Raw genomic sequence first — 16,588 nt, 5'->3', positions numbered from 1 at the left:
GGGGGCCCAAGTCTCAACCACCGGCGAGGGTTGCGGCAGGGCTGGCCGACAGGGCCTACGCTTTAAAGACTGCATCACCGGCCAACCACTCATGGTAAAAGCGCTGCTTTGGGCCCTGTTGTTGTGCTGCTGCCCACTCCTGGCCCAGGGGGTTTACTGGCAGCTCGGTGTCAAAGGCGCCATCGGGCCCGGCGTGGCTGAATACCTTAAAACCGAGATAACAGACGCTGCCAGCGCCAACCCAAAACCTGTGCTGCTGCTATTAACCCTCGACACCCCTGGCGGCCTTTCTTCTTCCACTCACGATATCAACCAAGCCATCCTGGCAAGTGCTGTGCCGGTGGTGATTTATGTGGCGCCCCAGGGGGCAAGGGCCGCGTCGGCCGGCACTTTCATGCTTTATGCCAGCCATGTGGCCGCCATGGCCCCGGCCACCCATCTGGGGGCAGCCAGCCCCATTCAGCTAACGGGGAGCGGCGGCGAGCAAAAAGAGCCAAGCGAGAACCAAAAGACCCTGGCCCGCAAACAGATGAACGACGCCATTGCCGATATCCGGGCCCTGGCCGAGCAGCGGGGGCGCAATGCCGAGTGGGCCGAGGCGGCGGTTAAAGATGCCGCCACCCTGACCGCCAGCCAGGCGCTGGACCAAGGGGTGATAGAAATTCTTGCCAAGGACGAAGCGGCGCTCTTGGCAAAGCTTGACGGCCGCCGGGTCGACACTGCCTCTGGCAGCGTGACCCTCGCGACCCAAGGCATTGTTGCGGTGAGCCGGGCGCCGGACTGGCGCCAGAAATTCATCATCGCCATTACCGACCCCAACATCGCTTACATCCTGATGCTGATTGGCATCTACGGCCTGCTGCTCGAGTTTTACAGCCCCGGCTTTGGAGTCTCCGGCACCATTGGCGTTATCAGCCTGATGCTGGCGCTGCTGGCCTTTCAGATGCTTCCTATCAGCTATGCCGGCCTGGCGCTGCTGCTGGTGGGGATAGCGCTGTTGACCGCCGAGGCGATGATGCCCAGTTTCGGCATTTTAGGAGCCGGCGGCCTGGTGGCGTTCTCGGTTGGCTCGGTGTTGCTGTTTGAAAGCCCCGACCAGGCCTACCAGGTGGCCTGGCCGCTGGTGGCCGCCAGCAGCGTGACCTCGGTGCTGTTTTTGGTAGTGGTGGCGAGGATGCTGGTGCGCCAGCGCCGCCAGCCGGTGGTGTCGGGGGTTGGTAAGCTTGTGGGCTGCCCGGCCCTGGTGCTGGATAACCGCCCTGATGCGCTTACCGTCAGCGTGCAGGGCGAGATCTGGAATGCGCGTTGCGAAGAGCCCCTGGCCCGGGGGCAGAGTGTGGTTATTACCGGCGTTCACGGCCTGGTGCTGGACGTCAAAGCCCAACCGGAGGTATCCCCATGATCCCCGCCAGCCTGTTCCCCCTTATTCTGTTTATCTTTCTGGTGCTGCTGCTATCGAGCATGTTCAGGGTGCTGCGCGAGTATCAGCGCGGCGTTATCTTCCTGCTGGGGCGCTTTTACAAGGTCAAAGGCCCGGGGCTTATCATCGTGGTGCCCTTTGTGCAGCAGGTGGTAAGAGTCGACCTTCGCACCCTGACCATGGACGTGCCCACCCAGGACGTGATCTCTCGCGATAACGTCTCCATCAAGGTCAATGCGGTGATTTACTTTCGGGTGGTGGACCCGCAAAAGGCCATCATCAACGTCGAGAACTATCTTGAAGCCACCAGCCAGCTGGCCCAAACCACGCTGCGCTCGGTGCTGGGGCAGCACGAACTGGACGAAATGCTGGCCGAGCGAGAAACCCTCAACACCGACTTGCAACGCATTCTCGATGCCAGCACCGACGCCTGGGGCATTAAGGTCAGCAATGTGGAGATAAAACACGTGGACCTGGACGAGTCCATGGTGCGCGCCATTGCCCGCCAGGCCGAGGCTGAGCGGGTAAGAAGGGCTAAGGTTATCCACGCCAACGGCGAGCTGGAGGCGGCGAAAAAACTGCAAGAAGCCGCCGAGATCCTCTCCAAGCAGCCCCAAGCTATCCAGCTTCGTTACCTGCAAACCCTCACCGAGATCTCCGGCGAGCACAACTCCACCATCATCTTCCCGCTGCCCATGGAGCTGATGGAGGCCTTTAGTCGCTTTGCCAAAAATTGAGCCGGCCGCCAAGGCCGGTTAGGCTGGCCTTTTTGCCGGAGAGTCTCTGTGCCACACGCCTTGCTAAACGCCCTTGGCATCCGCTACCAGGCCTTTGAGCACCCGCCATTAAACGACAGCCAAGCGGCAGAACGCTTAGGCGTGAAGCGGCCAGGGCAGCGCATCAAAAACCTCTTTTTGCGAGACAACTATGGCCGCCGGCATGTGCTGTTGTTGGTGCCGGCCAGCAAAAAGGTGGATCTTAAAGCGCTCTCGGCGGCCAGCGGTTTGTCGCGCCTCGGTTTTGCCTCTGCCGAGCGGCTGCAAAAATATCTGGGAGTAAAGCCAGGCGCCGTGTCACTGCTGGCCCTTATCAACGACAGCGAGCGCCAAGTAATGCTGTGGATTGACCAAACGCTTTGGCAGGGCGGGGACTTTCAGTGCCACCCGCTGGTATCCACCCGCACCTGGGTGCTGGCCAAAAGTGACGTCGAGCGCTTTTGCGCCCACCTTGGGGTGGTGCCAGCCATCATCGAGGTGCCCAGCGGCGATTAAAGCCAGTCATCGGCTTGCTGCTGCGCCTGGGCTAGCAGCCAGTCACGCAGGTAACAGGCCTCATCCAGCGCCAGCCAGGGCAAATTGAGATTGCCAGCGCCGGTACTGATGGTCAGGCTCGCCAGGTGCCTTCTGCGCTGGCCTGGGCTTTGGCTGAGGGTCACCCGCTGCACCTTGGCCGGTTTCAACAGATATTGCCTGACATTAACCAGCCCCCGGCGCACCCAAAGCCGGTTGCCGTTGACCTGCCAACCGCAGCCCAGCCAATGCATGGTGATGGCCAGCCAGGCCAGGGGCCACAGCAGGCTCGCCAGGGCGCCAAATTCATGCCAAAGGGAAAGGGTGGCGACCAGTAGTGGCAGGCTGCTCCAAAGCAGCAGGCGGCGAAGATAAAAAGGCGAGGGGCGGCTGTAGGGCGCCTGGGGCAGCGCCTTGGCGCCGCCCAGGGCCAAAAGCGGCGCCAACTCCCCTGGGCGCAGGGCCGGGGCCAGCAGCTTTTGGCTTTTGCCTGGGTCTTTAGCGGCTTTGCCGTCTTTTACCGGGTAGAAGGTCAACACCCAGCGGCCAAAGAGCCGGTCAAGCAGGCTTTGGCTGGCTACCAGCCACTGCAGGCGGCGGCGTTTCATGGCCAGTTGCCGGTGGGTGATGATGCCGCCGCTTTGCACTAGGCGCTGGTCTTGCTGCTCCAGGCGGTAGGGCGCATAGATGAGCCAGGCCGCCGCCATGGACAGCACCGTTAATATCAGTGCCAGCATCACAAAGCCCAGCAGGTAAAGGCGCCAGCCAAGGTGCAGCACCTCGGTACTCAGCAGATTGCCAAGCCATTTGCCAAGGTTGTCATAGAAGGGGGCCAGTAAAACCAGCAGCCAGGTCAGGTGGTTGTGGCAAAAGCCGTAAATCAGTAAATCGCCGGTGCTACGGGTTAACAGCGGCGGCGCATCAAGGCTGGCAGCCTGCGCTGGAGTCTCGCCCAGCAAGGCGGCCTTGATGGCGTTGGCCTGCTGCTCGGTGAGGGCCGCCAGTTTGGCCTCTTGGCCGCTGGCCCCGGCGGTTTCAATGGTCAGGTTGTAAAGCCTCAGGGGCAGGTAGTAAAAGGGCTGGCTTATCTCGATGTTCTGCACCCGCTGGGCCGGGATCTCAAGGTGTTTGGTAAACAGCAGCCCCTGGCGGATCTCCAGGCGCCCAGGTTTAACCAAATAGAAAAACCGCCACCAGCTCACCAGGGCGCTGCCCATCATGGCGAGCGGCGCCAGGATGAGCACTGCCAGGGTGACCCGGCTCCAATTGGCGCCACCACCATAAACTCCGGCAGCAAACATCGCTGGCACTGCCCTGGCCCAGGCGCCAAGTTGCATCATCAAGAAGAAAAACACACCCCAGGGAGAGAGCCGCTGCCAATGGGTCATTGCGGGCCTATCCTCTCCAGCAGCCACTGGCGCAGCTGCTGGGCCTGGGCCTCTTCAAGCCCCGGCAATTCAAGCTCTGCCGACGACGACCCGGCTGAAAAGAGCCGCAGCCTGGCCAGCCCAAAGCGGCGCTCCCAGGGGCCCTGCTCGATGGCGATATGCTGGATGCGGCTGTAACTTAAGGCCGTGTGCTTTTGCCAGAAGATGCCTTCGGCGCTGTGGATGTCTTGTTCACGCACCACATACCGAAAACGCTTGGCAAGTTCCACTCGGTGCCAGCCCACCAGTACCACTACTAACAGCGCCAGCGGCAGGGTGAGCAGCGCCATGGCGCCATCCCCTGCTAGCAGCGGCGCTGCGGCGGCTACCACCAGTACGGCCAGCGCAATAAGCAGCATCCGGTAACCCTCCATGGCGGGGTAGCGCGGCGCGACCTGTTGCCAGGGCAGTTGGCGGGCTTGGGGCAGGGTCTCGACAACATGGTTGTGATACATGCAAGCATCCTTCCTTTGACATGGCCTGATTGTCGCAAAGGGCAAGGCTTTGGCAAGGGGGCAGAATGTAAGGGGGTTTGTCGGCCAAGCCTGAGCGAGGGCCAAAAAAGAAAACCCAGCCGAAGCTGGGTTTCTAAGATGGTGTCTTGAGCCGGAATCGAATGGGGCCGCCGAGGTCAGCGACACTGTGGCGCGGATAACAAAAAGCCCCGGTCTTGCGACCAGGGCTTTCTTTTTATGGTGCCTCGAGCCGGACCAAAATGCCGGGAGCATTTTGGGACATCACAGGTGATGGCCCGTAGGGCCAGGTCCAGGGAAGGGCCTGGCAATCTAACTTGTTCGATGACGGCAAAAAAGAAAACCCAGCCGAAGCTGGGTTTCTAAGATGGTGCCTCGAGCCGGAATCGAACCAGCGACACGCGGATTTTCAATCCGCTGCTCTACCAACTGAGCTATCGAGGCAAATTTTAAGTGGTGCCGGCTGCAGGAGTCGAACCCGCGACCTACTGATTACAAGTCAGTTGCTCTACCAACTGAGCTAAGCCGGCAACCAAAACTGGCTTGAAGGTCAGCAATTTATCGTAATTTTCTGACCAGAGACAAGGCCTATAACCTTATCTTTCTTGCAATTCGTGGTGCCTCGAGCCGGAATCGAACCAGCGACACGCGGATTTTCAATCCGCTGCTCTACCAACTGAGCTATCGAGGCAACGGGCGCTAATTAAATAGATCTTCGGGGGGCAAGTCAACCAGTCTGAAGGGGCTTTTCGGCGCCCTCCAGACTGTTTGCTCAAAGCCTGAGCAAAATCAGGCTTTGGGTGGGGTGTAACCCTCGATTTGCGGGTCTTTACCCTCGAAAAGAAAGTCGGTCATGGCCCCTTCCAGGAACTTGCGGTGCTCCGGGTCCATCATGTTCAGCTTCTTTTCGTTGATCAGCATGGTTTGTTTTTTCTGCCAGGCCGCCCAGGCTTCCTTGGAGATGTTGTCAAAAATGCGCTTGCCCAAATCCCCTGGGTAGAGTTGGAAATCCAGGCCTTCGGCGTCTTGTTTCAGATGGGCGCAAAATACGGTGCGGCTCATTGGCTGTCCTCGTTTTTCAATAGGGTCAAAAGCTTGCTGGTGGGAGCGGCCAGGCCCACGGCCGGTGGCTGGGCCAAGTTATACCAAAGCCCCTGGCCGGCTTCCATGATGCCGGGTAAAGGTTCGACATCCAGCACTATGGGGGTGATGTCCAGGTGGAAGTGGCTGAAGGTATGGCGAAAGGGCGCCAGTTGCTGCTGGCGGTTGGCCACCAGTTGGCGGCTATCCAGCCAATCGCCAATCTGTGCTTGTGGCACCTCTGGCGGGCAGTAGAGGCCGCCCCACAGGCCCGATGGCGGCCGTTGTTGCAGTAATACTTCCCCGCCTTTTTTTAGCAGCAAGAAGGTGGCACTGCGCACCGGCAGGGTCTTCTTGGGCTTTTTACCGGGGTAGTCGCTTTGGCGCCCGACAATAAAAGCGCCGCAGTCTTCGGCTACCGGGCACAGCTCGCACTTGGGCCGTGAACGGGTGCAGATCATGGCGCCCAAGTCCATCATCGCCTGGTTATAGGCGGTGACGTCCTTGCTGGGGGTGAGCGCTTCGGTGATATCCCACAGCTTATCGTGCACCTTCTTGTTGCCGGGCCAGCCTTCTACCCGCTGGTGGCGGGCCAGCACCCGTTTGACGTTACCGTCCAAAATGGCGTGGTCTTGCCCCAATGAGAGCGACAGCACGGCGCCAGCGGTGGAGCGGCCAACGCCAGGCAGGGCTTCTACCTCTTCGATGCGCTCTGGGAACGTGCCGCCATGTTGGTCGCGAATATGCTGGGCGGCTTTATGCAGGTTACGGGCCCTGGCGTAGTAACCAAGGCCGGTCCAATGGTGCAGCACTTCGTCCTGAGGGGCATCGGCCAGGGCCACCACATCGGGAAAACGCGCCATAAAGCGCTCAAAATAGGGGATAACGGTGGCAACCTGGGTTTGTTGCAGCATGATCTCGGAGACCCAGACCTTATAAGGGGTCTTGTGCTGCTGCCAGGGCAGGGTTTTGCGGCCGTGTTGGTGGTACCAGTTGACCACCCGCTCAGCAAAGGTCATGAGCAATCTTCTGTCTGGAAATAGGCCGGTATTGTAGCGATAATGCCCGCCCCAAAACACAGGAGCCTCAGATGTCCGAGCAAAACGCCGAAAATACGCCTTATCTGCGTAAGATACGTAGCTTTGTGCGCCGCGAAGGGCGCCTGACCAAAGGCCAGTCCCAGGCCCTGGAAGCCAATTGGCCTACCATGGGCCTTGAGCACAGCATGGGGCTGCTGGATTTTGCCAAGGTCTTTGGCAACAGCAACCCGGTGGTGCTGGAAATCGGCTTTGGCATGGGCAAAAGCCTGGTGGAAATGGCTCAAGCTGCCCCCGAGCTCAACTTTATCGGCATCGAGGTGCACAAGCCCGGTGTGGGCGCCTGCCTGATGGCGGCCAGTGAAGCTGGTGTCACCAACCTGCGGGTGTTTGAGCACGATGCCGTGGAAGTGCTGGCCGACAACATTCCCGATGGCAGCCTGGCGCGGATGCAGCTCTTTTTCCCCGACCCTTGGCACAAAAAGCGCCACCACAAGCGCCGCATCGTGCAGCTCGAATTTGCCGAGAGCCTGCGCAAAAAGCTCGCCATTGGCGGCGTATTCCATATGGCCACCGACTGGGAAAACTACGCCGAGCACATGCTGGAAGTGATGAGCGCGGCGCCGGGTTATCAAAACCAGTCTGCCAGTAACGACTACGTGCCGCGCCCCGAGCACAGGCCCAAAACCAAGTTTGAAGCCCGCGGCGAGCGGTTGGGGCATGGGGTGTGGGATCTGATGTTCGAGCGCGTTGAATAAGGCGCTACTGCACTCGCCATGACTGCGTTGAATTGCCCTGGTCAATGCTCATTTACACAAGAGTAAACTGCGCTTTCCCAGGGCAATTCGCCTTATCCTGCCGTCGTTCGCGACGCGCCTTGCGCTACTGCACTCATTCATACGGCGTTAGCGGCCCAGGGAAAATGCTCATTTACCAATGAGTAAACTGCGCTTTTCCCTGGACCGCTGCCTTGTTTGAATGTCGTTCGCGACGCGCCTTTGTATGACTGCACTCGCCATGACGGCGCCCATTGCCCTGCTTTCCTTCGCTACGCGCCTTGCACTGCTGCACCCATTTGCACGGCGTTGGCGGCTCTATCTAAGGCCATTCGCCTGGCCCCTTCTCACGGCACTAGCTTATCAACCCGCCCTTTGGCGAATTCGCCAAAAGCTGGTGAAAATCACCAGCCAGATCAGTGAGTTGAATTTATATCTTTTTGATTCATCAGTGTTTTTACTGTTGGCATGTAGTTTGATTGCTCACAGTCAGAATCAGCCAAGGAGCTTCTGATGAAAAAAGCACTGATCCCCGCCCTTTCTTTGCTGCTGCTGGCGCCGCTGGCCCAGGCAACCAATATGAATTTGAACCTGGATGAAAAATGCGAAATGACCCTGCCCCACGACATGCGTCTGGATAAATCAGGGTTCACGGTTGCTGACAAAGACAAAACCCTGATGCGCTACCAGGACGGCACCTTGGTGATAGGGGGTAAAACCCAGTCCCTCAGCGCCCAGCAGCGCCAGGCTCTGGACGGCTTTAACCGCGACCTTCGCACCAGCGCCGAAAGCGCCGCCCGCCTGGGGCTAAAAGCCCTGGATTTAGCGGCAGAGGTCACGACAGGAGTACTGAAAGACGTGCTGGGTACGGACGCCGCCGATGAAGTTGAAGCAGGCCTTGCCGAGGCGCGGGTCAAGCTGGACAGCAAACTCCATGAGCAGGGCGGCACCTGGTATGTCGGGGCCGGCAGCTGGGACCAAGACAACGACGATTTTCTCGGTAAGGACTTTGAAAAGCGCATCGAAAGGGCGGTGCAAAAGTCCATGGGCAATATGTTCAGCCAGTTGGGCCAGGCCATGAGCAGCGGCGACGGCAGCTTTGAGGAGAACATCCAGGCCTGGGCCGATAACCTGGAAAGCAAGGCCAAGAAGATTGAAGCCGAGGCCGATGCCAAGGGCGACGCCATCAAGTCTGACGCCAATGCCCTGTGTGGCCAGCTGATGGCCATCGACAAACAAGACAATGCCTTTAAATCCCAGTTCGACGGCTGGGTCGAGGTTATCGAGCAATAACGAAAACGCCGCTTAATGCGGCGTTTTTTAATAGCTGGTGGCGATTTTTTCGATGGGAACCGGTTGGCGCCGGGTGCTGTAACGGCGGTTGAAAAGATTATCGCTTCCCCACCAGGACACGGCTATCTCGGCAAAGGGGATCAGGTAGATGGCCTGCAGGTGGATGCTCCACAGGTAATCCTTGCCGGTTACGTCGGACAGCGCCAGCAGCAGGCTGGCGGAGATGGAGATCAGCAGCACCCCGAAATACACCCAGTAGGGCTTGCGGCCTTGCTGGGCTTTTAACAGCCCTTCAAAGACAAAGGCCAGGATCACGATTTCCCGCAGTGCGTTGATAAGGTACCAAAGCCCGTAGAATTCGTGGTCCCCCAGGAATATGTTGTTCTCATAGTCATCGGACAACCAAGCCAACACCCCGTAGGCGGCATAGTTGCTCAAGATAACCAGGGGCAGGCGGCGCTCCTTTCTGGCCGTTATCAAAGCCAGCAATATCAGGCTGCAAGCCAGAATATTGAGGTAGTCACCGTTGATGAAGTCTTCCAAAAGCCAAGCACCGCAAAATCAAACGCAGCGGCTAGTGTCTGGTGTCAGGGCGCGAAGGTCAATCAGCTTTGCCGGAAGAGTCGTTTGGAAGGGCGTTTTCCACGGGGGATGTGAACGATCTTTTGAAAAAACGGCTAATAACGTTATTGCTGCTGCCCCAGGCGATAAGGATTTCAGCCAAGGGTATGGCCTGATTTACGTAGTAGTGAAAGGCTCTAAAACCACCTTTACCTGCTATGGCGTAGCCTACTTCGGTACTGGCGTCTGCCGCCATAATCACATTGCAGGATGCCGAGATGGCCAACACGCTGAGGTAGGCTTTACACCAAAAGGCACTGGCCTTGTTTTGCATCCATGCCTCAAGCAGGAAGGCAAGAATGACCACTTCCCTGGCGGCTTGCAGCAGGTAATAGGAATTTCCAACGCTGAAGGTGAATTCCTTCCCATCGTAGTGGGTCAGCGAAAATTCCAGCCCATACCAGATGGCATAGTTGGCAAGTATCAGCACAATAAGCCGCTTGGCGTCTTTGGAGACTAACCAAGCGGCTGTAATAAGCACCAATGCCGAGCTGTTAAATAGCTCAATAATGGTCATGGGATGCATATGAACTGGGGGTCAGTTCTGTTTTTTGCCAGAATCGTCTGTTGGCTCTGGGGTTTCACCGTTCTGATTTGTGCCAGGCATCGACTACTCCTTTGATTTAAGTACAACTTCAGCTACCAGAGCTTATTGCTTTCCCAAGATAAATCAATTGCTTTGTGCCTTAATCCAGGCCTCAGTCTGCTTTTGCAGCACATTGAGGGGCAAGGGGCCGTTGGCAAGGAGCTGGTCGTGGAAGGCGCGAATATCAAAATCCTTGCCCAGGGCTTTTTGAGCCTCTTCCCTTAACGCCATGATTTTGAGTTTACCCACCATGTAGGCGGTAGCCTGGCCCGGCATCACGATATAGCGCTCGGTGGCCTTGACCACATCGCCCTTGGGGTTGGGGGTGTTGGCCAGAAGATAATCAATGGCTTGCTGGCGGGTCCAGTGCTGGGCATGGATGCCGGTATCCACCACCAACCGGCAGGCGCGCCACAGCTCCATGGCCAGGCGGCCAAAGTCGCTGTAAGGGTCCTGGTAAAGGCCAATCTCCTTGGGGAGTTCTTCGGCGTACAGGCCCCAACCCTCGATATAGGCGGTGTAGTGGCCGTAACGGCGGAACATGGGGATGTCCTTGAGCTCTTGGGCGATGGCGATCTGCATATGGTGGCCGGGAATGCCCTCATGGTAGGCCAGCGCCGCCATTTGATAGACCGGCATGTCTTTCATGTTGTAGAGGTTGACGTAATAGCGCCCGGGCCGGGAGCCGTCCGGGGCCGGCCCTTGGTAAAAGGCCTTGCCTGCGGATTTTTCCCGAAATGGCTCCACCGCTTTTACATCCAGCTCGGCTTTGGGCATCAGGGTAAACAGCTCCGGCAGGCGGGCTTTCATGTCGTCAATCAGGGCGGTGGCTTCTGTTAGGTACCGGGCCCGGCCCTGCTCGGTATTGGGGTAGAAAAACTGCGGGCTGCTACGCATGTACTCAAAGAAGGCCTGCAAGTCTCCTTTAAAACCCACCTGGTTCTTGATGGCCAGCATCTCCTTTTGGATACGCTTGACCTGCGCGAGCCCCAGTTGGTGAATTTGTGTGGCGCTGAGGTCGGTGGTGGTGATTTCCTTGAGGCGCCACTGGTAGAAGGCATCGCCCTGGGGGAATTTCCAGGCGCCGTCGTTATCGTCGGCACGTTTTTCCAGCTTGTCGATGGTGCTCAGCAAACGGCGATAGGCCGGGCCAACCTTGGTGCGCAGGGCATCGGCGGCCTCGGCGTTCAGGCGGTATTGGTTGAGCCCGGCCACCTTGGCCACCTTGGCCCGAAAATCGGCCATCAGCGGGTTGTCCGGTTGGCCGGTCTCGAAGGGGTAGCCACGGGTGAGGTTGGCGATATCGCTTTTGACGTGCTCAAACACAAAGGCCGGCGCGATGATCCCCTCATCGGCCCGTACCCTGAGGTTGTTCTCCAGTTGGCGGAACAGATCCGGCATTGCCCTTAGCCTGCGAATATAGGCCCAGGCATCGTCATTGCTGTTTATCTGCTGGCTGTTAATAAGAAACGCCGCCGGCTCGCTGTGCCAGCCATACATCTGGTTGACTGGGTAGTCGTAATGGCGCCACTTGAAGCCTTCGATGGTGCTTTGCAGCTGCTGGGTCAACAGGGTCCAACTGAGCTGGTCCTGGGGGGAGAGGCGATTGCTGTCCAGCTGGTCAAGCCGTTGCAGCATCAGCTGCGCCCTGGCCACTTTGTCTTCTTCGGCCCGGTCGGAGATGTCGTCCCATTTACCCTTGTTGGTGTCCATACCCAGTTCGGTCTGCCACATGGGGCTGGCCGCTACTTCGGCATCAAAGTAGGCCTGGAAAAGGGCCTGGGCCCGCTCGTGTAGCTGAGCCTGGCTTAGCTCGGATTCTGGCACCTTAGTGTGGTTATGGGGCATTTGGGTGCAGGCGGACAACGACGCAGCCAGCACGGCGGCCAGGATACCGGAACGAAACACCATGGGTTCTCCAGGGCAAGGGCTTCAAGGAGCGGCAATGTTAACCCAATGGCGATTTTTTTGTCGGCTGCTGGTTATGAAAGGTTACAAAAATGAGGCAAGCAGCTGATTAAGGTAGCGATGCCCCTGTTCGGTGACCTGCCAGTGGCTGTCGGTTTCCACCATCAGGCCCTTGGCAAAGGCATCGGCCAGTTGCTGCTGGGCAAGGGCCAGCGGCAGGCCGGTACGATGGGTAAAGTCGGCCTTGGGTACGTCTTCAAAGAGCCGCAGCCGGTTCATAAAGAACTCGAACGGCAGCTCGTCTGCCTCTACCGCCAGCAGTTGGTCCATAAATGAGCGGCTGGAGTCTAGGTAGCCCTTGGGGTGGCGTACCTTGACGGTGCGAAGAATGCGGCCGTCTTTTTGCGTGAGCTTGCCGTGGGCGCCGCAGCCAATGCCGAGGTAGTCGCCAAACCGCCAGTAGTTGAGGTTGTGGCGGGCCTCAAAGCCGGGCTTGGCGTAGGCGGAGATCTCATATTGGCGATACCCCGCTGCCAGCAGCAGCTCGTGGCCAGCTTCCTGGATGGCCCAAAGGGTGTCGTCGTCGGGCAGTACCGGCGGCTTACTGGCAAAAAGGGTGTTGGGCTCGATGGTGAGCTGGTACCAGGACAGGTGCGCCGGGTTGCAGGCAATGGCTTGGCGAAGGTCGTCCAGGGCATCTTCCTGGCGCTGATTGGGCAGGCCGTGCATCAAGTCGAGGTTAAAGCTTCTCACCCCGCAATCGGCGGCGAGAGCGGCGGCGCGCAGGGCTTCGCCCGGGCCATGAATGCGCCCCAGCAGGTTGAGTTTGTCCTGCTGCAGGCTTTGCACGCCAATCGACAGGCGGTTGACGCCACCTTCGGCAAAGCCCTTGAATTTATCCGCTTCCACGGTGCCAGGGTTGGCTTCGAGGGTGATCTCGATATCGTCGCTAAAGGGAATGCGGGCTTTCACCCCGGCCAGCAGCCGGGCTATGGCCTCGGTCGAGAACACGCTGGGGGTGCCGCCGCCAATAAAAATGCTCTGCAAGGTGCGGCCGCCGGCCAGGGACAGATCGGCCTCTAAGTCGGCCAGTAGGGCGTCCACGTACTCGGCTTCAGGAATGCCGTCCTTGATGGCGTGGGAGTTAAAGTCGCAATAGGGGCACTTTTCCACGCACCAGGGAATATGGATATAGAGCGAGAGCGGCGGCAGCGTCACCTTATTCCCCCAGCTTGGCCAGCAGCGCCTTGAGGGCCTGGCCCCGGTGGCTGACAGCGTTTTTCTCTTCCTTGCTGAGCTCGGCGGCGGTTTTGGCCAGGGCCGGTACATAAAACACCGGATCGTAACCAAAGCCGCCTTCGCCAAAGGCTTCCCGGGCGATACGCCCTTCCCAGGCCCCTTCGCAGATGATGGGGGTGGGGTCGTCGGCGTGGCGCAGGTACACCAGGCAGCAGATAAAGCGGGCGCTGCGGGCATCCATCGGCACGTCTTGCAGCTCGGCCAGCAGTTTGTCGATGTTCTTGGCATCGGTGGCGCCTTCGCCGCTGTAGCGGGCCGAATAAATACCCGGCGCCCCGCCCAGGGCATCCACCACCAGGCCCGAATCGTCGGCAATGGCCGGCAGGCCGGTAATGCGGGCGGCATGGCGGGCTTTGATGATGGCGTTTTCCACGAAGGTGGTGCCGGTTTCGGCCACTTCCGGCACATCGAATTCGCTCTGGGCGACAACGTGCAATTTAAGCGGCGCCAACATGGCGTCCAGCTCGCGCACCTTACCGGCGTTGCCGGTAGCCAGGACAATCTTACTCATGGCACCTCCAAAATTCGGGGCGCTAGTGTAGCACATCAGTCGGTGTAGAAACGGTGGTCAAAACGCAGCGCCAGGGGCGGGCCACCGGCAGGGCGTAGGGTAATGGCAAAGACAAAATGTTCCTGGTGGCTGACCGGCAGGGTTGCCAGGTAATAGATGGCGTCCCCTTCAATCACTTCCCGAAAGGACAACCGTCTCTGGTTGCCCACCCTGTTGGTGGCGGTGCCGTCCAGCACGGCCCTTATCGCCCTGTTGCCGTGGCGGCTATCGAGTACCGTGACGGTAACCAGCCCTTCATAGCGGCTACGCCGGATATGGTATTGGCCAGCGATGGCCGGGGTCAGAAAGGTGGTGGGCAGCGCCTGGTAATGGACGCGGTAGGGGCCAAAGTCCTGCTTTTGCTCGGCATGCAGGCAAAAGCTCAGCAATAACAGCAGCAGCGGGCGGTAATTCATGGGATGCCAAGTCCGTGGTGGGCTTGGGCACAGTTTAGCCGGTGAGCCAGTCCCAGTCGGGGGGCGGCGTTAACGGGCCGCAAAGTCGCACCTTCTTGTGGCGCCCCAGCTCGCCCTTTTCAATCAGCACCTGGCTTTTGGCGATGCGGCACTGTTTGGCGAGGTATTTGCGGATGTGTTCGTTGGCTTTGCCATCCACCGGCGGGGCGGTGATGGCCAGTTTCAGCTCATCGCCGTGCAGGCCGGCAAAGCTGTCGCGGCTGGCTTTGGGCTGCACATAAAGATGCAGGACCAGATCCTGGTCCTGCCATTCAAATGCGCTCATTAAAAACCGATGCCGGTCAGATCGGTCAGCAAGATGCGAATAAAGTACAGGCCCAGCAGCAGCACCATGGGGGAAAGGTCCAGGCCGCCCATATTGGGCAAAATGCTGCGGATGGGGCGAAGCAGCGGCTCGGTGAGCTGGAACAGTGCTGCCGCCACCGGGTGATAGCCTCGTACCACCCAGCTTAAAATCACGCCGGCGAAGATCACGTAGATGATCAGCTGGAAGATGTTGGAAACCAGCAAAATAGCGCCGGTAAACAGTATTGACAGCAGCGGCGGTATGCCACCACCGAGAATAAGGTTAAGCACTATCACTTCCAGGCCGCTCAGCACCAGTGCAAACAGCACCGAGGCAGTGTCGATGGGGCCAAGAGAAGGGATCACCTTGCGCAGCGGCCGCACTATGGGCTGGGTGGCCTTGACCACAAATTGGCTGAAGGGGTTGTAGAAGTCCGCCTTGGCCCACTGCAACCAGACCCGCAGCAACACCACCATGATGTAGAGCTCAAACAGGGTCTTGAACAAAAATACAAAGGCGTTCATCAAAGCTCCTTGGCCATTTCTGCCGCGCGGCTGATGGCGGCGTCCATGGCGTCTGCAACGATCTTCTCAAGGCCAGCGGCCTGGAAGGACTCAATGGCCTTGGCGGTGGTGCCGCCGGGGGAGGTGACCTGGCGGCGCAGCTCGCGGATGGGCATGTCGCGGCGGCGTACCATTTCCGCAGCGCCACTGGCTGTTTGCTGCACCAGCTCGCGGGCGGTGGCGGCGTCAAAGCCCAGTTCTATGGCTTTGGCTTCCATGGCTTCCATAAAGAGGAAGAAGTAGGCCGGGGCGGAGCCGGCGGCGGCGATGATGTGGTCCAGTTCGATTTCGGTTTTCACCCAGGCGGTTTTACCCACGGCCCGCATCAGCATATCGCTGATGGCTTTGTCGTCTTTGTTGGTGGTGTCTGAGGCGTACAGGCCGGTCATGCCCAGGCCCACCAGGGACGGGGTGTTGGGCATGGTGCGGATCATCGGGACCGCTTTGCCAAACCAGGCTTCAAAATGGGCCAGGGTGACCCCGGCAGCGATGGAGATAAACAGCTTCTTGCCGTCGTTGAGGTGCGCCAGCTGTTTGACCACCCCTTCCATCATGTTGGGTTTGACCCCCAGCACCACCACGTCGGCGGCTTCGGCCGCCTTGAGGTTGTCGGTGGTGGTATTGATACCCAGTTCATCGGCCAGGGTCTCGAGCTTACCCTCGGAGCGATTGGCAGCGGTGATGGCCTTGGCGGGGTAACCGGAGGCCACCAGGCCCCCCATGATGGCGCCGGACATATTGCCAGCGCCGATAAATGCAATGTGCTTGTGTTCCATGTTCAACCTTGTCAGTTGGTACGGGCACCGAACAGGGCGGTACCCAGGCGAACCATAGTGGTGCCCTCCATGATAGCGATTTCCAGGTCGCCGCTCATCCCCATAGACAAAGTGTCTACCTGGGGATACCGGCCCTTAAGCTCGTCAAAGAGGGTTTTCATGGCGTGAAACTCGCGGTGCTGGGTGTCTGGGCCGGCATCACTGCCAATGGCCATCAGCCCGCGCAGGGTAAGCTTAGGCAGGGCGCTGATGGCTGCGGCAAGGGCCAGGACCTCATCGGGGCTAACACCAGACTTACTTTGTTCACCACTGATGTTCACTTGTATGCAAATTTGGATGGGTTTAAGGTGAGCCGGTCTTTGTTCGTCGAGGCGTTTGGCGATTTTGGCGCGGTCCAGGCTTTGCACCCAATCGAAGTGCTCAGCCACCAGCGCCGTCTTATTGGACTGGAGGGGGCCAATAAGATGCCACTGCGCCTTATGGCCGGGATGGGCGGCAGACAGGGCCTGGATCTTCTCCACCCCTTCCTGCACATAATTCTCACCGAACGCCAGCTGGCCTGCGGCCAGGGCGGCAACGACATCCTCGAGGGGTTTTCGCTTGCTTACCGCAAGCAGACTAATGGCATCCGGGTTCCGGCCTGAAACCGTTGCGGCCTTGGCGATGCGCGCTGCCGCGTCATGCAAGCGTTCTGCTATGGTTGTCATGTTGGCCCGCAGTTCAAGAGT

General features: G+C 59.0%; 20 protein-coding genes and 3 tRNA genes. 6 read left to right on the top strand and 17 right to left on the bottom strand.

Annotated elements, in window-relative coordinates; all coding sequences use genetic code 11:
* The first annotated feature begins 91 nt into the window (after nt 1-91).
* The 3 genes from AC22G1_RS17235 to AC22G1_RS17225 are packed head-to-tail and all read left to right on the top strand — an operon-like array spanning nt 92 to nt 2,691.
* A complete protein-coding gene (locus AC22G1_RS17235) occupies nt 92-1,402 on the top strand; it encodes an NfeD family protein (RefSeq protein WP_487314456.1) in 1,311 nt (436 codons plus the stop codon).
* The gene (locus AC22G1_RS17230; protein ID WP_487314455.1) at nt 1,399-2,157 is read left to right on the top strand and encodes a slipin family protein; all 759 of its coding nucleotides are present in this window, start codon (nt 1,399-1,401) and stop codon (nt 2,155-2,157) included. The genes AC22G1_RS17235 and AC22G1_RS17230 overlap by 4 nt, the downstream gene beginning before the upstream one ends.
* A gap of 48 nt (nt 2,158-2,205) precedes the next feature.
* The gene (locus AC22G1_RS17225; RefSeq protein ID WP_487314454.1) at nt 2,206-2,691 is read left to right on the top strand and encodes a prolyl-tRNA synthetase associated domain-containing protein; all 486 of its coding nucleotides are present in this window, start codon (nt 2,206-2,208) and stop codon (nt 2,689-2,691) included.
* Here AC22G1_RS17225 and AC22G1_RS17220 read toward each other — a convergent pair.
* The 7 genes from AC22G1_RS17220 to mutY all read right to left on the bottom strand — a co-directional run bounded on the left by AC22G1_RS17220 (nt 2,688) and on the right by mutY (nt 6,708).
* Entirely contained in the window at nt 2,688-4,097 is a 1,410-nt protein-coding gene (locus AC22G1_RS17220) for a PH domain-containing protein (RefSeq protein ID WP_487314453.1), read from the bottom strand. The two genes, AC22G1_RS17225 and AC22G1_RS17220, sit on opposite strands and share 4 nt — an antisense overlap.
* Nucleotides 4,094-4,591, bottom strand: coding sequence for a PH domain-containing protein (locus AC22G1_RS17215; RefSeq protein WP_487314452.1), 498 nt, complete (start codon nt 4,589-4,591; stop codon nt 4,094-4,096). The genes AC22G1_RS17220 and AC22G1_RS17215 overlap by 4 nt, the downstream gene beginning before the upstream one ends.
* Nucleotides 4,592-4,977: 386 nt before the next feature.
* Nucleotides 4,978-5,053 (bottom strand) — tRNA-Phe (locus AC22G1_RS17210).
* 10 nt (nt 5,054-5,063) lie between these two features.
* A tRNA-Thr gene (locus tag AC22G1_RS17205) sits at nt 5,064-5,139 on the bottom strand.
* A gap of 85 nt (nt 5,140-5,224) precedes the next feature.
* Nucleotides 5,225-5,300, bottom strand: a tRNA-Phe gene (locus AC22G1_RS17200).
* Between the two features lie 98 nt (nt 5,301-5,398).
* A complete protein-coding gene (locus tag AC22G1_RS17195; RefSeq protein ID WP_487314451.1) occupies nt 5,399-5,671 on the bottom strand; it encodes an oxidative damage protection protein in 273 nt (90 codons plus the stop codon).
* Nucleotides 5,668-6,708 carry an A/G-specific adenine glycosylase gene (mutY, locus tag AC22G1_RS17190; protein ID WP_487314450.1) on the bottom strand — a complete coding sequence of 347 codons (1,041 nt, stop codon included), beginning with the start codon at nt 6,706-6,708 and terminating at the stop codon, nt 5,668-5,670. Before mutY ends, AC22G1_RS17195 begins: the two co-directional genes overlap by 4 nt.
* Nucleotides 6,709-6,779: 71 nt before the next feature.
* On the opposite strand from mutY, the gene trmB reads away from it, so the two are divergent.
* The 3 genes from trmB to AC22G1_RS17175 all read left to right on the top strand — a co-directional run bounded on the left by trmB (nt 6,780) and on the right by AC22G1_RS17175 (nt 8,795).
* On the top strand, nt 6,780-7,484 hold the full coding sequence (gene trmB, locus AC22G1_RS17185; RefSeq protein ID WP_487314449.1) for a tRNA (guanosine(46)-N7)-methyltransferase TrmB: 705 nt from the start codon (nt 6,780-6,782) through the stop codon (nt 7,482-7,484).
* 244 nt (nt 7,485-7,728) lie between these two features.
* Nucleotides 7,729-8,016 (top strand): hypothetical protein, encoded by a 288-nt coding sequence (locus tag AC22G1_RS17180; RefSeq protein WP_487314448.1) that lies wholly within the window; start codon nt 7,729-7,731, stop codon nt 8,014-8,016.
* The gene (locus AC22G1_RS17175) at nt 8,016-8,795 is read left to right on the top strand and encodes a DUF2884 family protein (RefSeq protein WP_050657965.1); all 780 of its coding nucleotides are present in this window, start codon (nt 8,016-8,018) and stop codon (nt 8,793-8,795) included. Before AC22G1_RS17180 ends, AC22G1_RS17175 begins: the two co-directional genes overlap by 1 nt.
* A gap of 27 nt (nt 8,796-8,822) precedes the next feature.
* Here the strand turns inward: AC22G1_RS17175 and AC22G1_RS17170 are convergent, their stop codons facing one another.
* The 10 genes from AC22G1_RS17170 to AC22G1_RS17125 all read right to left on the bottom strand — a co-directional run bounded on the left by AC22G1_RS17170 (nt 8,823) and on the right by AC22G1_RS17125 (nt 16,567).
* Nucleotides 8,823-9,338 carry a hypothetical protein gene (locus AC22G1_RS17170; protein ID WP_487314447.1) on the bottom strand — a complete coding sequence of 172 codons (516 nt, stop codon included), beginning with the start codon at nt 9,336-9,338 and terminating at the stop codon, nt 8,823-8,825.
* A gap of 58 nt (nt 9,339-9,396) precedes the next feature.
* Nucleotides 9,397-9,933, bottom strand: a complete 537-nt coding sequence (locus tag AC22G1_RS17165; protein ID WP_487314446.1) for a hypothetical protein — start codon at nt 9,931-9,933, stop codon at nt 9,397-9,399.
* Nucleotides 9,934-10,086: 153 nt separating this feature from the next.
* A complete protein-coding gene (locus tag AC22G1_RS17160) occupies nt 10,087-11,913 on the bottom strand; it encodes a DUF885 domain-containing protein (RefSeq protein WP_487314445.1) in 1,827 nt (608 codons plus the stop codon).
* An 81-nt stretch (nt 11,914-11,994) separates the two neighbouring features.
* The gene (hemW, locus tag AC22G1_RS17155) at nt 11,995-13,122 is read right to left on the bottom strand and encodes a radical SAM family heme chaperone HemW (protein WP_487316746.1); all 1,128 of its coding nucleotides are present in this window, start codon (nt 13,120-13,122) and stop codon (nt 11,995-11,997) included.
* A gap of 7 nt (nt 13,123-13,129) precedes the next feature.
* Nucleotides 13,130-13,720, bottom strand: coding sequence for an XTP/dITP diphosphatase (locus AC22G1_RS17150; RefSeq protein ID WP_050657960.1), 591 nt, complete (start codon nt 13,718-13,720; stop codon nt 13,130-13,132).
* Between the two features lie 35 nt (nt 13,721-13,755).
* Nucleotides 13,756-14,175 carry a DUF4426 domain-containing protein gene (locus AC22G1_RS17145; RefSeq protein WP_487314444.1) on the bottom strand — a complete coding sequence of 140 codons (420 nt, stop codon included), beginning with the start codon at nt 14,173-14,175 and terminating at the stop codon, nt 13,756-13,758.
* A gap of 34 nt (nt 14,176-14,209) precedes the next feature.
* A complete protein-coding gene (yggU, locus tag AC22G1_RS17140; protein WP_050657958.1) occupies nt 14,210-14,500 on the bottom strand; it encodes a DUF167 family protein YggU in 291 nt (96 codons plus the stop codon).
* Complete coding sequence (locus AC22G1_RS17135) at nt 14,500-15,045, bottom strand: YggT family protein (protein WP_487314443.1); 546 nt, start codon at nt 15,043-15,045, stop codon at nt 14,500-14,502. The genes yggU and AC22G1_RS17135 overlap by 1 nt, the downstream gene beginning before the upstream one ends.
* A complete protein-coding gene (gene proC / locus AC22G1_RS17130; protein ID WP_487314442.1) occupies nt 15,045-15,860 on the bottom strand; it encodes a pyrroline-5-carboxylate reductase in 816 nt (271 codons plus the stop codon). Before proC ends, AC22G1_RS17135 begins: the two co-directional genes overlap by 1 nt.
* A gap of 11 nt (nt 15,861-15,871) precedes the next feature.
* A complete protein-coding gene (locus AC22G1_RS17125) occupies nt 15,872-16,567 on the bottom strand; it encodes a YggS family pyridoxal phosphate-dependent enzyme (RefSeq protein ID WP_050657955.1) in 696 nt (231 codons plus the stop codon).
* Nucleotides 16,568-16,588: the final 21 nt, after the last annotated feature.

Source organism: Gallaecimonas zhanjiangensis (genome assembly GCF_057624825.1).
This window is presented reverse-complemented; position numbering and strand designations above follow the sequence as displayed.

Excerpts from the sequence above, each read along its gene's own strand:
- yggU (WP_050657958.1), bottom strand. The coding sequence starts at position 14,500 with ATGAGCGCATTTGAATGGCAGGACCAGGATCTGGTCCTGCATCTTTAT.
- AC22G1_RS17175 (WP_050657965.1), top strand. The coding sequence starts at position 8,016 with ATGAAAAAAGCACTGATCCCCGCCCTTTCTTTGCTGCTGCTGGCGCCG.
- AC22G1_RS17160 (WP_487314445.1), bottom strand. The coding sequence starts at position 11,913 with ATGGTGTTTCGTTCCGGTATCCTGGCCGCCGTGCTGGCTGCGTCGTTG.
- AC22G1_RS17135 (WP_487314443.1), bottom strand. The coding sequence starts at position 15,045 with ATGAACGCCTTTGTATTTTTGTTCAAGACCCTGTTTGAGCTCTACATC.
- AC22G1_RS17165 (WP_487314446.1), bottom strand. The coding sequence starts at position 9,933 with ATGACCATTATTGAGCTATTTAACAGCTCGGCATTGGTGCTTATTACA.
- AC22G1_RS17125 (WP_050657955.1), bottom strand. The coding sequence starts at position 16,567 with ATGACAACCATAGCAGAACGCTTGCATGACGCGGCAGCGCGCATCGCC.
- AC22G1_RS17150 (WP_050657960.1), bottom strand. The coding sequence starts at position 13,720 with ATGAGTAAGATTGTCCTGGCTACCGGCAACGCCGGTAAGGTGCGCGAG.
- AC22G1_RS17220 (WP_487314453.1), bottom strand. The coding sequence starts at position 4,097 with ATGACCCATTGGCAGCGGCTCTCTCCCTGGGGTGTGTTTTTCTTCTTG.
- AC22G1_RS17195 (WP_487314451.1), bottom strand. The coding sequence starts at position 5,671 with ATGAGCCGCACCGTATTTTGCGCCCATCTGAAACAAGACGCCGAAGGC.
- AC22G1_RS17235 (WP_487314456.1), top strand. The coding sequence starts at position 92 with ATGGTAAAAGCGCTGCTTTGGGCCCTGTTGTTGTGCTGCTGCCCACTC.
- AC22G1_RS17180 (WP_487314448.1), top strand. The coding sequence starts at position 7,729 with ATGACTGCACTCGCCATGACGGCGCCCATTGCCCTGCTTTCCTTCGCT.
- AC22G1_RS17145 (WP_487314444.1), bottom strand. The coding sequence starts at position 14,175 with ATGAATTACCGCCCGCTGCTGCTGTTATTGCTGAGCTTTTGCCTGCAT.
- proC (WP_487314442.1), bottom strand. The coding sequence starts at position 15,860 with ATGGAACACAAGCACATTGCATTTATCGGCGCTGGCAATATGTCCGGC.
- mutY (WP_487314450.1), bottom strand. The coding sequence starts at position 6,708 with ATGACCTTTGCTGAGCGGGTGGTCAACTGGTACCACCAACACGGCCGC.
- AC22G1_RS17230 (WP_487314455.1), top strand. The coding sequence starts at position 1,399 with ATGATCCCCGCCAGCCTGTTCCCCCTTATTCTGTTTATCTTTCTGGTG.
- AC22G1_RS17215 (WP_487314452.1), bottom strand. The coding sequence starts at position 4,591 with ATGTATCACAACCATGTTGTCGAGACCCTGCCCCAAGCCCGCCAACTG.
- trmB (WP_487314449.1), top strand. The coding sequence starts at position 6,780 with ATGTCCGAGCAAAACGCCGAAAATACGCCTTATCTGCGTAAGATACGT.